The organism is Porphyrobacter sp. ULC335 (assembly GCF_025917005.1).
GTDB lineage: Bacteria > Pseudomonadota > Alphaproteobacteria > Sphingomonadales > Sphingomonadaceae > Erythrobacter.
Window position 1 is genome coordinate 14843 of sequence record NZ_CP078091.1, and the last position, 15013, is coordinate 29855.

Here is a 15013-nt window from a genome sequence, read left to right on the forward strand (position 1 = left end):
AGGCCGCCGTAGTTATTAAGGCTTCCCCTGTCGAGGCTGAACGGATTAGACGTGCAGGAACAGGAGAGCATGATGACCCTTCCCCCCTTCCACCTCGCCTTCCCGGTCGATGATCTTGCCGAGGCGCGCCGTTTCTATGGCGGAGTGATGGGCTGCCCCGAAGGGCGTTCGAGCGACGAGTGGATCGATTTCGATTTCCACGGCCACCAGATTGTCGCACACCTCGCGCCCGGGCAGGCGGGAGACCGGGCGAGCAACCATGTCGACGGCCACGGCGTGCCAGTCCCGCATTTCGGGCTGGTGCTGGCGATGGAGGCTTGGGAGGCGCTGGCGGAACGCTTGCAGGCGGGGGGATGCGAATTCGTGATCGCGCCGACCATCCGCTTCAAAGGCCAACCGGGTGAGCAGGCGACGATGTTCCTGCGCGATCCGGCGGGAAATGCGCTCGAGTTCAAGGCATTTGCCGACCCGGCTAACCTGTTTGCTACCTGAGCCTAAAACGCGCTCCTGCAATCCTTTGCGAAAATTATCACTAACGGAAAAATAACCATTCCTGCGTAATTCCCCGGGGCATGACCACCAATGCCCGCCTTTACGCTTCGTTAGCCACGGTTCTCGTCCCTGCCATGCTGGCTGGCGCATTTGCGCCCGCGCCTGTGCTGGCTGGGGGGGGTGACCGCGGGCACGCTGATCGAGAATACCGCTGTCGCCAACTACGACGAAGCGGGCGTGCCGCGCAGCGTCAATTCGAACACGGTGACGGTGCGCGTTGACGAGCTGCTGGATGTCACGCTGACTTCGCTCGACCCCGGCCCGGTGACCGCGCGCCCGGGCGATGCGGTGCTGACCTTCGAACTCACCAATCAGGGCAACGGCCCGGAAGCCTTCCGCCTGCTCGCCAATCCCGCGGTGGCCGGCAATGATTTCGACACGGTGGTCCGCGCGGTCGCCGTGGATAGCAACGGCAACGGCACCTACGAGGACGGGATCGACCAGATCCTCGGCCAGCCGCAGACCACCGCCGTGCTCGCGCCCGATGCGCGGCTGACGGTGTTCGTGCTCGTCACTGTGCCGCAGACCGCCAGGGACGGCCAGCGCAGCAATGTCGATCTGGCCACCGAAGCCGTGACCGGCACCGGCACCCCCGGTACTTCCTTTGCGGGCGCGGGCGTGGATGGTGGCGATGCAATCATCGGCACCACCGGCGCGGCTGCCACCGCGCGCGGGGCGCTGATCAATGCCGTCGCAGGCGTCCAGCTCGTCAAGTCGGTTGCTCTGCGCGATCCCTTCGGCGGGACCAGCGCCGTGCCCGGAACCATTGCCACTTTCACCATCGAAGCCCGCGTCAGCGGCACCGGATCGGTCAACAACCTTGTGGTGACCGACGCCATTCCCGCCGGCACGACCTACGTGCCCGGCACACTCGCACTGGATGCCACCGCGCTGACCGATGCTGCCGATGGCGACGCGGGCGCGGCTTCGAATGCGAGCGGAATCACCGTCAACCTTGGAAGCGTGGCTGCGGGAACCAGCCGCGCTGTCACCTTCAACGTCACCGTCAACCAGTAAGAATCTCAGCTTTCTTCAATAAAAACAAACGAAAATCGGGGCAGTACCATGAAGTCACTCACGAAACTGATGCTCGCTGTGGCAGCCACGCTTGCATTGCCCGCCGTGCCGCTGGGCGCGCAGAACACCAGCCAGGTCGCGCTGACCGGCGACGTGAAGGCGGTGAAAGTCGTCACCGACGCCGATGGCAAGGAACGCACCGAACTGGTCGATCCGACCACGATCGTGCCGGGTGACCGGCTGGTGTTCGGCACCGACTACGCCAATAAGGGCGCAGATGCGGTGACCAACTTCACCGTTACCAACCCGCTGCCCGCCGCCGTGCGCCTGTCGCCAGAAGCCGATCCGGCGCTCGAGCTGTCGGTCGACGGGGGCAAGACCTGGGGCGTGCTCGGCGCGCTCACAATCGCAAATTCCGACGGGACATCGCGCCCCGCCACCCATGCCGACGTGACCCACGTCCGCTGGGTGCTGGCGAGCATCGCCCCCGGCGCATCGGGGCGGCTCACCTATCCTGCCATCATCCGCTGACCAGCGGGAGATAACCGCCACGTCCTGCGGGCGGAATTCATCACGCAGGACTAACACTCGGGACCAGACCAATGAAGACCACCAAGCAATTGCTGGGTGCGGTGAGTGCGTTTGCGCTCGTCGCGATGTCCAGCGCTCCTGCCATGGCCGAAGGGACCAATGCAGGCGCAACGATCACCAACAATGTCTCCGTCAGCTTCAACGTCAACGGCGTTTCGCAGAACGCCCAGACCGCAAGCAACAGCTTCACCGTCGACCGGCGCGTGAACGTCAATGTCAACTATATCGGCCCAGCCACCTCGGTCGCGCCGGGTTCAGACGATCAGGTTGTCGCGTTCGACGTGACCAACCTGTCGAACGACACGGTTGACCTTGCGCTCGCTTCGGCACTGACCGGCGGCAACCCGGTCAATATCGGCAACTTCCGCATCTACCGCGACCTCGACGGTGACCGCGTGCTCGATGCAGCCGAAGTGACGGCAGGCCCGATCACCTACCTCGATGAAGTCGCTGAAGATGCGACCGTGGCAGTGCTCGTTGTGTCCGACATCGGCCTCAACGCCGTGAACGGCAACACCTTCGACGTTACGCTGACCGCCAATTCGCACCTCGCCGGCACCGCCGGTTCGCTGGGCGCGGAACTGGTCGGCACCTCGGGCGCGAACACTGCGGGCATCGATACCGTGCTGTTCGACGGTCAGGGCGACACCGATGCCGCCAACGACGGGGCCTTCTCCGACACCGGCCGCTACACTGTTGCGGGCGCGGTCGTGACCCTGACCAAGGCAAGCCGCGTGGTCAGCGATCCGGTCAACGGGTCGACCAACCCCAAGGCGATCCCCGGCGCGACGGTCGAATACTGCATCACCGTGGCCAACGCCTCGGGCGCAGCAACGGCGACCAACGTGGCCGTGACCGACGATCTGCCGGTCGATGTGACCTATGACGCGGCCTTCGGCATCTTCGTCAACGGCAATGCGACCTGCACCAGCGGAACGCCGGGCGGCACCTTTACCGTCGGCGCCGGACCGGCAGGTGAAGACCGGGTGACGGGCAGCCTCAGCGATGTCGCTGCCGGCGAAACCCGCTCGCTCTACTTCCAGGTCGTGATCGACTGATCTTCGATCGGGAACTGGGTCTTGCGTGTTTCCCCCTCCTTGCGGCGCGTGGCTGCGGCACTGCTTGCAGTGCTGCTGCCATTCGGCGTGCCGCAGGAGGGGGTTCACGCCCAGACGGGTGGTGCCGCATCGGCGCGCACCGTCACCAATATTGCCGAAGCAAGCTGGGAGGCCGATGGATCGCGCCAGCGCGTGTCCAGCAATCCGGTGCGCTTCGATGTTTCCGCGCTCCCGCTTACGCCCCCCTCCATCCGCGTTTTCCGCCGTTCGCCCGGATCGGGTTCGGAACTGGTGTACCGCCAGCCGCGCTGCGGCCCGGCCAACGGCCCCGTCCAGCGGCTGGCCGATACCGCGACCGCCAGCATCTCGCCCGGCGGCTCCGCCATTTCCTCGGTCGCCACCGCCACCGTCCAGCAGACCGACAGGCTGCGCGGGGGTGAGCCCCTGTTTTTCCAGATCACCGCCGCTGCGGCGAACCGCGACTCCACCGTCATCGACAGCCTCGCCGTGGTGCTCACCACGGTGGAGGGCGACCGCGAAACGATCACGGTGTTCGAGACCGCGCCCGATAGCGGCATCTTCACCGGCGTGATCGACACGCTGCGCATCCCCCCGCCGCTGGTCCAGGAAGACTGCCGCCTGAGCGTGGGGGCGGATTCGCGCATCACCATCGCCGCGCGCCGCCCGGGCAGTGACGAGGTGATGGTGTCCGCCGATGTCACCGTGCTGGTCGATCCCTTCGGCGTGGTGTTCGACAGCGAAACCGGCGCGCCGGTCGATGGCGCGCGGGTCACGCTGGTCAATGCCGATACCAATGCGCCCGCCACAGTCTTTGCCGAGGATGGCATAACCGCATGGCCGTCCAGCGTTATTTCCGGTCAGCCGATCATCGATGGTTCGGGCCGCAGCGTGCCTATGGGGCCGGGGGAGTTCTGGTTCCCGCTCACCGCGCAAGGGCGCTTCCGCCTCGTGGTCGAGCCGCCGACCCCCTACACCGCGCCCTCCACCGCCCCGCGCGAGCTGCTGGCGCGCGTGTTGCGACCTGACGGGCGGCCCTATGTGATCCGCGAAGGATCGTTCGGCGATGTCTTCCTGCTCGACAATCCCGTGCCGTTCGAAGTCGATCTGCCGGTCGACCGTCCGGTGCAGGATCTGGCGATTGCCAAAACCGCCTCGCGCACCCGTGCTGCGCCGGGCGATGTCGTGTTTTACACTGTCACCGTCGGCAACAGCGATCCGGCGCGTGTGCGCCGCGGCGTGACGCTGACCGACACGCCCTCGCAATGGCTGCGCCTGCGGCCCGACAGCATCCGCATCAACGGCGCAGCCGCCCCGCAGGCGGCCACAAGCATTTCGCCCGATGGCCGGGTGGTGACGATTGCGCTCGGCGATCTGGCCGCCGGCACCAGCGCGCGCGTGACCTATGCCATGACCGTGCGCCCCGATGCGCCTCCGGGTCGGGTGCTCAACGCGGCGATTGCCCGCGACGGGCTGGGTCGTCAGGCGCGCGCGAGCGCGGCGGTCGATCTGGTGCGCGATGGCATTGCCGACCGCATGACGATCATCGGCCGTGTCACCGCAGGAGCCTGCACCCTTGCCGAGGCCGAGCGCCGCGGGATCGCGGGCGTGCGGGTGATGCTGGAAGACGGTAGCTTCGCAATCACGGATGCCGACGGGCGCTATCACTTCGAAGGCGTCGTCCCCGGCACCCACGTGGTGCAGGTCGCACGCATGACCCTGCCCGAAGGCGCGCGCATGACCGATTGCACCGCATCGACCCGCAGCGCGGGCAGCGCATTCTCGCGCTTTGCGATCGGTCAGGGCGGCAGCCTGGTGGTCGCCGATTTCCATGCCGTGGTGCCTGAAGGCGCGCTTCCGGTCGCTCCGTCCGCCGCGGTGAAGACCGAGGATGGCGCGAAGGACGAAGCCAAGGATGCGCCCGCCGAAACCGGCCCCTCCGCCGGGGATTTCCTGTCGCTGGGCGATGGCGAGGATGGCTTCATCGCCCCCGCCATCGACGCCAACCCGCGCGCCCCGGCGATCCGCGTCGCGATCCGCCACCGCCGCGGGCAGACGGTCGAACTGCTGGTCGATGGCAAGCCTGTCGACCCACTCGCCTTCGATGGCACCCAGACGCCCGAGCGCGGCAAGTGGGCGATCAGCCAGTGGCGCGGCGTGCAGCTGCTGACCGACCGCACCGTGCTGGAAGCCAGGATCATCAACTCCTTCGGCGAGGTCTCCAAGACCTTCACCCGCGAAGTGTTCTTCACCCGCGCGCCCGCCAAGGTCGAATTTCTGCCTGCCCAGTCCCAGCTTGTTGCCGATGGCCGCACCCGTCCGGTGGTGGCGATCCGCGTGCTGGACCGCAACAACCGCCCCTTGCGCGAAGGCATTTCGGGCAGCTTCACGCTCAACGCCCCTTACCAGAGCGCCGAGCTGATTGACCGCCAACAGCTCAACCAGCTGACCGGCACCGCGCCGGTCACCGCGCGCTGGGTGGTCAAGGGGACTGATGGCATTGCCCTGATCGAACTCGCCCCGACCATGGTCAGCGGCTCGCTCCGCCTCGATTTTGCCTTCGACGATGGCGAGATCACCCGTCGTCAGGAGCTGGAAGCATGGATCGAGCCGGGCGAAGTGGAGTGGACCATCGTCGGCCTTGCGGAAGGCACGCTGGGCGCACGTTCGGTCGCCGATAACATGGAACGCGCCGGCCAGTTCGACAGCGATCTGGGCGATGATGCGCGCGTCGCGCTCTATGCCAAGGGGCGGGTTCTGGGCAAATACCTGCTGACCCTCGCCTATGACAGCGCCAAGCAGCGGGACGACCAGCAGGTGCTCGGCGCGATTGATCCGACCGCCTATTACACCGTGTTCGGCGATGCCTCGGCCCGCCAGTTCGACGCGGCGAGCCGCGAGAATCTGTATGTCCGGATCGAGACCGCGACGTTCTACGCGCTCTATGGCGACTTCCAGACCGCCTTCAACCAGACCCGCCTCGCCAATTACAACCGCACGGCAACCGGCGTGAAGGCCGAGGCGCGGTTCGGCCGGGTCAAGGCGCAGGGCTTTGCCGCCGAGATTTCGAGCCGCTTCCAGCGTCAGGAAATCCAGGGTCAGGGCATCTCCGGCCCCTACAGCCTGTCGAGCCGCCGCATCCTCGCCAATTCCGAGCGCGTGACCATCGAAGTGCGCGACCGTTTCCGCCCGGAACAGATCGTGTCGAGCCGGGTGCTGACCCGCTTCACCGATTACGACATCGACCTGCTGGCGGGCACGATCCGCTTTGCCGCGCCGGTGCTGAGCCGCGACGAAAACCTCAACCCGCAATTCATCGTCATCGAATTCGAAACCGATGGCGCGGGCGAAGCCGAGATGAACGCAGGCCTGCGCGCCGACTGGACCAGCGCCAACGGCACGATCCGGATCGGTGCGAGTGCGATTAGCGATGCCGGACTTGAAGGCGCAGCCGGCCAGACGCAGCGCACCGATATCGGCGCGGTCGACCTGCTCGCCCGCGTTGGCGACAACACCGAAATCCGCGCCGAAATTGGCGTCAGCCGCCGCGAAGGCGATGCGGCGACGGGCTGGATCGCCGAAGTCCAGCACCAGACCGGCACCATCGATCTGCTCGCCTATGCTCGCCAGATCGACAGCGATTATGGCATCGGCCAACAGAACGCCGCCGAGCGCGGCCGCCGCAAGCTAGGCGTCGACGGGCGCGTGCTGCTGAGCCAGGATCTGAGCTTCGTGGGCAGCCTGTGGCAGGACGAAAGCCTGACCGATACCGCCCGCCGCCGCGCCGCGCAGGGCCAGCTGATGCTGACCCGCCAGCGCACCGACCTGCGCTTCGGCATCACCCATTTCAACGACCGGCTGGTCGATGGCAGCAACGCCGCCTCGACCGTGCTGGAAGCGGGCGCGACCCAGCGCCTGTTCGACAACAAGCTGGAACTCTCCGCCGGAACCGCCATCGCGCTCGACAAGGCCGAAAGCCTCGATCTGCCCGCACGGCACCGCCTCGGCGTGCGCTATGCGATCACGCAGGATGTGCGGCTGGTGGGCACCTATGAACTGTCCGACGGCAAAACGCTCAAGGCGCGCCAGCTGCGCGGCGGGATCGAAGTCGCCCCGTGGCAGGGCGGCCAGATCGTCACCACGCTGGGCGAGGAAACCATCGGCGAAAGCGGCACCCGCAGTTTTGCTGCCTTCGGCCTGTCGCAGACGCTGCAGATCAGCCCCAGTCTGACCATCGACGCCACGATTGACGGCAACCGCACCCTCGGCGGCAACCCGGGAACCGGCGGCGTCATCAACCCAGCCCAGCCCCCGGCCAGCGGCGGGCAGATCACCGGCGGGCTGTTGTTCGAGGACTTCACCGCCGCCACCTTCGGCGCAGCCTGGCGCAAGGACCGCTGGAGCATCACCGCACGCGGCGAAGTGCGCGATGGCGAAACTGCCGACCGCAAGGGCGCGCTGCTTGGCGCGATCCGCCAGCTTGGCGAAGGCAGCCTCGTCGGATCGGGCTTCACCTGGACGCTGTCCGAAAGCGCCGGTGGGGCCAAGGCCGAAATCCTCGACGCGAGCATCGCCTTTGCCCACCGCCCCGACGCCTCACCGCTCGCCCTGCTTGGCCGGGTGGAGTTCCGCAGCGACCGGATCACCGGGGGCGTCGCAGGCGAGATCGGCGGCGCGGGCGGGGCCGGACGCACTGCGCTGGTGGTCGACGGCAACGCCACCTCGCGCCGCCTCGTCGGCAGTTTCTCAGCCAATCTCTCCCCGCGCGGGCAAGACAACGGCGCCGAAGTGCGCCGCCACGAATTTGCGCTGTTCCTCGGCGCGCGGCACAATCTCGACCGGTTCGAAGGCACCGAATTTGCCGGCACCTCGGTGCTGGTCGGCGGCGATGCCCGCTTCGGCATCGGCGAGCGCTTCGAGATCGGGGCAAGCACCACGGTGCGCAGCAACATCACCGACCACGTGACCAGCTTCGCCTACGGCCCGACCATCGGCGTCGTCCCGGTCGAAGGAATGCTGGTAACCGTGGGCTACAATGTCGAAGGCTTCCGCGACGGCGATTTCGGCGCGGCGCGCAACAGCGACAAGGGCGCGTTTGCGGCGGTGCGGATGAAGTTCGATGCCGACAGCTTCGGCTTCCTCGGGCTGGGGCGCTGATCATGGCCGGCCCCCGTAAAAGCCGGTTTGCTAACCGCGTGTTTACCACGATTTCCTATAGCGGGGCGATGTCCGCCGTGCCGTCCAATCTCCGCCGCTTGCTGGCTGTGCTGCTGATGGTCTGCGGGCTGATGTGGAGCGGCGCGGCGCAGGCGCAGAACTGCGGGCAGGCGACCACCCAGGGCACCGCACCGGCCAGCTGGCAGACCTATTGCTGGCTCAACATGGGCAATTACAACGATGCCACCGCGCGCAGCACAGCGGGGCAGAACCTCAGTTTCACCCTGCCCGACGGATCAACCCTGACCTTCAACGCGCGCGTTACCGGAACCAACCCCGCCTATAACGCCGTGACCGCGCCTTCATGGAGCGGGTCGGCAGTGGGCAATTCCGCCTTTGTCGGCATTCCCGGACGGCCGGTGCTCTACACCGCCCAAGCGGGGACGAGCAGGATCGCGCTGACCAACATCGCCGTCACCCCGCCTGCTGGCGGGGGCGTGACGGTGTTCTCCTTTGTCGTCGCCGATGCCGAATCCAGCAATGATAGTGAAGCCTTGCGGATGAGCACCAATGGCGGCGCGTGGCAGCTGCTGGATTCGGTGCCGCCGATCTCGGGCTCTACGATGCCGCCGATCACCGGCGTGGGCAGCAGCAACGTCAACATCACCGGAGCCTCGGGCACGGTCGGGGCCTATATCCTCGGCAGCAACAGCCCGACGAGCGTGACGGTGGAAACGCAGGCGGGGGGCTTGCAAGGCGTGATGTTCGCGATCCGCTTTGCCACAATCCGGCTGCAGACCCAGATCCTCGGCACGCGCATCAATGCCGCCGACCAGCTCAATTTCCAGATCGCCTCGACCGCCACCACCACGGCGATCACCACAGGTACCACCACCGGGACGGGCACCGGGCCTTTCACCACGGTCCCGCTCAACATGTCCGCCGGTGTGCCGATCACGCTGCGGCTCGGCATGGCGGGGGGCAGCGTCAGCGCGATAACGGACTATACCGCGAACCTGACCTGCGTGAACACCGCAGGGGCGACGCGCGCCGCCCTGCCCAACAACCTGTCGGCAACCAGCGCCAACATCGGACAGCTGCAATTCGGCGAATTCCTGGTCTGCACCTTCCAGGCCGGAGCGCAGCCGCGCCTGCGCCTGCGCAAGCTGCTGGGAACGGGCGGACGGCGGTTCAACACCGACCAGTTCACGGTGCGCATCATGAATGGCACGACTGTGGTCGCTTCCTCCACCACCACCGGCACCAGCGGGACGGTGACGGCTGGCGACACAAACCTGATTCAGGTGGTGAACCAGCAGGCCTATACGCTCGATGAAGTCGCCGCAGGCACCACCTCACTCGGCAATTACACCGCGACGATCGCCTGCACCAATGCCACCAGCGGATCGACGACCGTGCTGCCGACCACCGTGGGCGGATCGATCACGCTGCGGCCGGGGGATTCGATCACCTGCGCCATTACCAACACCCGCCGCGCCACGGCGGTGTTGGTCATCGACAAGACCAGTCAGGTCATCTCCGATCCGGTCAACGGGACGACCAATCCCAAGCTGATTCCCGGCGCTGTGGTGGAATACACCATAAGCGTGCGCAACGTGGGCACGCAGCCCGTGGATTCGAGTTCGATCGTGATCACCGACATCATGCCGCAGGAAATGGCCTTTGCGGTCGGCACTCCGGTGACCTTCACCAACGGCACGCCGACGAGCGGTCTGAACACCTTCAGCCAATCGAGCATGGTGCGCTTCTCTTCGGCGAGCGGCGGGGTGGCGCCCTATACCTACACGCCGACGGGAGCGTTCGATGTGAACGTGCGCGGCATCCGTATCGCCCCCACCGGCACCATGGCCGCCGCGACCAGCGCGACCAGCCAGCCAAGCTTCACGATCCGGTTCCGGGCGCGGATGCAGTAGAGACTGGCGGCTACCCCGCCCAGCCCTCGCCCAGAGCGTCGGACACCACGGCGGCACGCAGGGCTTCGATGCCCATGCCCTTTTCGCTGCTGGTGAGGTGGAGTTCGGGATAGGCGGCGACATGCTTGCGCACTTCGGCGGCGGTCGCTTCGGCCACCGCGTCAAGCTCGCTCGCCTTGATCTTGTCGGTCTTGGTCAGGACGACGCGGTAGCCGACGGCGGCGTCATCGAGCATCTTCATCATCACCCGGTCGACCTCCTTGAGGCCGTGACGGCTGTCGACCAGCACCAGCGTGCGCACCAGCACCTGCCGCCCGCGCAGGTAGGAGTTCACCAGCGCCTTCCACTTGTCGACCACCTTGATCGGCGCCTTGGCAAAGCCGTAGCCGGGCATATCGACCAGCCGGAACAGCGGCAGCGCGTCTTCTTCCTGCGGGCGGCCCACATCGAAGAAGTTCAGCTCCTGCGTGCGCCCCGGCGTCACCGATGCACGCGCGATCGCCTTGCGGCCCGTCAGCGCGTTGAGCAGCGACGACTTGCCGACGTTGCTCCGCCCGCAGAACGCGATTTCCGGCACCACCGGATCGGGCAGGAATTGCAGCTGCGGCGCGGAACGCAGGAAGTCCACCGGCCCGGAAAAGAGCTTCGATGCGGCTTCCTCACGCGCCTGCCAGTCGTCGGGATCGATCACGCTGCTATCCCTTTGCCTTCTGCTTATCCGCCGCCGCATTCGCTGCCTTGAGCTGCGGGTGCTTCGAATAGAGGTAGCTCTGCTGCGCGACGGTGAGGATGTTCGAGGTCACCCAGTAAAGCAGGAGGCCTGCCGCGAACGGCGCCATCACGAACATCAGGATCCACGGCATGATCGCAAACATCTGCTGCTGCACCGGATCCATCGCCGAAGGGTTGAGCTTGAAGGTCAGCCACATGGTGATCCCGAGCAAGACCGCGAGCGGGCCGATGGCAAAGAACCCGGTCACTTCGAAAGGCAGCATCCCGAACAGGTTGAGGATATGCGCCGGATCGGGCGCGGCCAGATCCTTGATCCACAGGATGAACGGCTCGTGCCGCATCTCGATGGCGAGAACCAGCACCTTGTAGAGCGCGAAGAAGATCGGGATCTGGATGACAAGCGGCAGACACCCGGCCAGCGGGTTCACCTTTTCATCCTTGTAGAGCTTCATGATCTCCTGCTGCTGACGCTGCTTGTCGTCCTTGAAGCGCTCCTGGATCTCTTTCATCTTCGGCTGCACGGCCTTCATCTGCGCCATCGAAGCAAACTGCTTCTGCGCGACCGGGAACATCAGCCCGCGGATGATGACCGTGAGCAGGATGATCGCGACGCCGAAATTGCCGACGAGGCCGTTGAGCGTGCGCAGCAGCCACAGGATCGGCTTTTCGATCAGCGCGAACCAGCCCCAGCTGATCGCCAGACCGAAATTGGTGATGCCGGCATCCTGATAGACATCGAGGATCTGGCTATCCTTGGCCCCGGCATAAAGGCGGGTCTGCTGGGTCAAGCTGCCGCCCGCCGGAACGGTGCTGGCGCCATAGAGCAGATCGGTGCGGAACAGGTTGGTCCCCAGCGAACGGAAGCCCGCATCATCGACCTTCACGTTGCCCTTGCCATCACCCGGCACCAGCGCGGCAAGCCAGTATTGATCGGTAAAGCCCAGCCAGTCGGGCGAGCCTTCGGGTGTCTCGCCGCCCAGTTCGGCCAGTTCGTCATAGGAATGCGGATCCCACAGCGTGCCGCCGAACACGCCGACTGGGCCGGAGTGGGCGACAAACTGGTCGAGCGTCGCGTTGCTGCTGGTCCGCTTGATCAGCGCGAAGGGCTGGATGACAGTGGGCGCGGCACCCGCGTTGGTGACGGTCTGGGTGGCGGTGATCATGTAGTTGGCATCGACCGCGAACTTGATCGCATAGGTCACGCCGTTGGCATCGGTCCGCGTCAGGGTGACGGGCGTGGCCGGGGTCAGCTTCGCGCCGTCCGCCTGCCACAGCAGGTTCGAAGGCTGGCGCGCGCCGCCTGCAACAAAACCGAATTCGGCGAAGTATTGTCCGGGCGTGCCTTCGGGCGCGAAGAGGCGCACCGGGCCGGAGTCCTTCTTCAGCGTCTCGCGATAATCCTTCAGCTCGACATCATCGATCCGCGCACCGACGAGGTTGATCGAACCCGACAGACGCGGGGTATCGATCGCGACGCGTGTGGGGCTGGCGAGCGCGGCTTTCAGATCGACCCGCGGCGTGCCAACGTCTCCGCCAAGCGTGCCGGCACCGCCCGCAGCTGGCGCAGCACCGCCCGCAGCAGCGGTCTTCCCAGCGGGGGCGGGCTTGATCGGATCGGCCTGCGCCGAAATCGCCGCTTCGGGATAGAAGTAGCGCATGCCCACGTCCCACCCGAGAATAAGCAGGCCCGAAAGCACGACAGCGAGCAGAAGATTGCGATTGTCCAAGTGTATGCCCCGAGAGAATGCGACGGTTGGGTGTATTATGGGGTTAAGGCGGTCCCGTTTCCAGACCCCACGAAATTCGGCCCTAGGGAACGGGATCGTGACCGTGCCCGCCCCATGGGTGGCAGCGCATTAGCCGCTTGAATGCCATCCATCCACCCTTAAGCGCGCCATACTTGCCGAGAGCCTCGATCGCGTACTGGCTGCACGACGGGTGATAGCGGCAGGTGGGCGGCAGGATGCGCGAAGGGCCGATCTGCCAGCCGCGCGCGATGAGGATAAGCAGCTGCTTCATTTGCGGCGATTCCCCTTGCGGGGACGCCGCCCACCGGAAGGATCGCCCCGCCCTTCGCGCGCGCGTTCCAGGGCCTTGGCGAGTTCATCCGCCAGCAGATGAAAATCGCGCTCGACGCCGCCCGCGCGGCCGATCAGCACATGATCGTGATCCGGCAGGCCCAAGGTGGGCAGCGCCGCGCGCAGCAATTCGCGGAACCGCCGCTTCATGCGATTGCGCACCACAGCGTTGCCGATCTTCTTGGTGACGGTAATCCCGAAGCGGATACCCTGCCCGTCATTGGGCCGGGTCAGCAGCACGAAGCCCGAGCGCGCATTGCGAAGCCCGGAATTCGCCGCGAGAAAGTCGCTACGCTTGGTGAGGACAGAAATCACGCGGGTCACCTTACGACAAACGTCAACGGGCTCCCGAAGGGAGCCCGCAAGGCCGACCGGCCGCCCGCAGCGACGCGATCTTCAGATCGCGTGAGCGAGGATGCCGCAGCCCGGAGGGGCTGCGAAACCAAATTACGCGCAGAGCTTCTTGCGGCCGCGGTTGCGGCGGGCGCGGAGCACCTTGCGGCCACCCGGAGTCGCCTTGCGTGCGAAGAAACCGTGACGACGGGCGCGCACGAGATTGCTGGGTTGGAAGGTACGCTTCATATCATCCTCGAAAAATGTGACCGGCCGGATCGTATCGGTTTACCCGCACACCAACCGGGGCCGCACACCAGCGACCTCGAAACAGACCGGGGCCGTTATGGGAAAGCCGTCAATGAGTCAAGCAAACCCGCGCCCGGATCGGCGTAAGCAAGGCGCGGGGCAAGGATCGGTGCGCCAGCAGGCGCGTGCGGGAGGCGCCAAGGAGCGCGCAGGGCACCGGCCAGCGCCTCGCCCGACCGCGCCAGCGCCAGTCGCAGTCCGGATTCGAGCCACGGGTCGAGCGAGCGGGTAGCAGGGGCGCGGCTCTCAGAGGCGATCCATTGCGCCATCTGCGCGCCCTCAAGCCATAGCGCGCCTGCGTGCGGCACCGAATTGGTCATAGCGTAAAAGGCGCGCGCCTGATCGGCGCTCATGCCCATTTCGGCATAGTAGTCGAGATAGAGGCGGTTTTCCGGCGCATCAGGGGCGAAATCGGCCGGCTCGCGCCCGGCCTCGTCGCGCCAAGAATGGACCGCGAAAAGCGCGCCCGGATCGACCGTGCGGCGGGTTCCGGCAAGGAACAGCTCGACCGCGCCCGATCGCGCCGATCCGCCCGCCGGGACATGAGTGGCGAGGCCCGCAGCGCGGATCGCGCGCCCGAGGCGCAAGTTCGCGATATCGTTGCTGGTGCCAGCCGCATCGGCGAATTCGATCACTTCAAGGCCGGGATAGGCCGCCAGCATTGCGATGAAGGCTTGCGGCGATGCGGCGTCGGTCGCGGCCACAAGAGCCGCGCGCTTGCCGTCAATCACGCGGAACGGACCGAAGGCGGCGACACCGGCGAGCTGCGCGGTCATGCGAGCCGAAACCGCCGGACTTTGAGCAATGAAGCGCACCGGCTGCTCGACAATCGTCTCGGTGATGGTCACGCCGCCTGCGCGCGCGACGGTGGTGGTCGCGGTCTCGTAACTGGCGGGGGCGATGGTGGCGGGGCTCTCCTCGACGCGCACCCATTGCTGGCTGACCGGGTCCCATTCCTCGACCCAGCTGACCGTGGAAACCACGCGGGCGCCCGACTGCGCCAGCGCGCCGCCGCCGGGAAGCAGCAGCGCCAGAGCGGCCAGCAGAAGGGCAAGAGCGCGGGTCATGGCCCACGTTGTCGCCCGCCGCGCCTTCCGAATTCGCCAAGATTTATGCTTTAGAAAAGCCTTAATCCCGGGCAATGGTGCGGATACGCGCCAAGATCGCGAACTTGCGGCACCTGCCCGAACCGCTCGACAAGCCCCTCACAACCCTGCACAATCAGCCTCTAGGG

The 15013-nt window shown here is 66.3% G+C and carries 12 protein-coding genes; 6 read left to right on the forward strand and 6 right to left on the reverse strand.

Annotated elements, in window-relative coordinates; all coding sequences use genetic code 11:
- The first annotated feature begins 72 nt into the window (after window positions 1-72).
- From KVF90_RS00090 to KVF90_RS00115, 6 genes are all read left to right on the forward strand, one after another.
- Entirely contained in the window at window positions 73-492 is a 420-nt protein-coding gene (locus KVF90_RS00090) for a VOC family protein (RefSeq protein ID WP_264394586.1), read from the forward strand.
- Window positions 493-672: 180 nt separating this feature from the next.
- A complete protein-coding gene (locus tag KVF90_RS00095; RefSeq protein ID WP_264392818.1) occupies window positions 673-1569 on the forward strand; it encodes a hypothetical protein in 897 nt (298 codons plus the stop codon).
- A gap of 48 nt (window positions 1570-1617) precedes the next feature.
- The gene (locus KVF90_RS00100; protein ID WP_264392819.1) at window positions 1618-2100 is read left to right on the forward strand and encodes a hypothetical protein; all 483 of its coding nucleotides are present in this window, start codon (window positions 1618-1620) and stop codon (window positions 2098-2100) included.
- A gap of 71 nt (window positions 2101-2171) precedes the next feature.
- A complete protein-coding gene (locus tag KVF90_RS00105; protein WP_264392820.1) occupies window positions 2172-3218 on the forward strand; it encodes a DUF11 domain-containing protein in 1047 nt (348 codons plus the stop codon).
- A 21-nt stretch (window positions 3219-3239) separates the two neighbouring features.
- Complete coding sequence (locus KVF90_RS00110; protein ID WP_264392821.1) at window positions 3240-8393, forward strand: hypothetical protein; 5154 nt, start codon at window positions 3240-3242, stop codon at window positions 8391-8393.
- Window positions 8394-8395: 2 nt separating this feature from the next.
- Window positions 8396-10327, forward strand: a complete 1932-nt coding sequence (locus tag KVF90_RS00115; protein WP_264392822.1) for a CshA/CshB family fibrillar adhesin-related protein — start codon at window positions 8396-8398, stop codon at window positions 10325-10327.
- 10 nt (window positions 10328-10337) lie between these two features.
- Here KVF90_RS00115 and yihA read toward each other — a convergent pair whose 3' ends face one another.
- The 6 genes from yihA to KVF90_RS00145 all read right to left on the reverse strand — a co-directional run bounded on the left by yihA (window position 10338) and on the right by KVF90_RS00145 (window position 14846).
- Window positions 10338-11015 carry a ribosome biogenesis GTP-binding protein YihA/YsxC gene (gene yihA / locus KVF90_RS00120; RefSeq protein ID WP_413677036.1) on the reverse strand — a complete coding sequence of 226 codons (678 nt, stop codon included), beginning with the start codon at window positions 11013-11015 and terminating at the stop codon, window positions 10338-10340.
- A 7-nt stretch (window positions 11016-11022) separates the two neighbouring features.
- Window positions 11023-12786 carry a membrane protein insertase YidC gene (yidC, locus tag KVF90_RS00125; RefSeq protein WP_264392824.1) on the reverse strand — a complete coding sequence of 588 codons (1764 nt, stop codon included), beginning with the start codon at window positions 12784-12786 and terminating at the stop codon, window positions 11023-11025.
- An 82-nt stretch (window positions 12787-12868) separates the two neighbouring features.
- Window positions 12869-13078 carry a membrane protein insertion efficiency factor YidD gene (yidD, locus tag KVF90_RS00130; protein ID WP_264392825.1) on the reverse strand — a complete coding sequence of 70 codons (210 nt, stop codon included), beginning with the start codon at window positions 13076-13078 and terminating at the stop codon, window positions 12869-12871.
- Window positions 13075-13461 carry a ribonuclease P protein component gene (rnpA, locus tag KVF90_RS00135; RefSeq protein ID WP_264392826.1) on the reverse strand — a complete coding sequence of 129 codons (387 nt, stop codon included), beginning with the start codon at window positions 13459-13461 and terminating at the stop codon, window positions 13075-13077. Before rnpA ends, yidD begins: the two co-directional genes overlap by 4 nt.
- A gap of 123 nt (window positions 13462-13584) precedes the next feature.
- On the reverse strand, window positions 13585-13719 hold the full coding sequence (rpmH, locus tag KVF90_RS00140; protein WP_036801591.1) for a 50S ribosomal protein L34: 135 nt from the start codon (window positions 13717-13719) through the stop codon (window positions 13585-13587).
- Between the two features lie 95 nt (window positions 13720-13814).
- Window positions 13815-14846 carry a hypothetical protein gene (locus KVF90_RS00145; protein WP_264392827.1) on the reverse strand — a complete coding sequence of 344 codons (1032 nt, stop codon included), beginning with the start codon at window positions 14844-14846 and terminating at the stop codon, window positions 13815-13817.
- Between the last annotated feature and the right edge of the window lie 167 nt (window positions 14847-15013).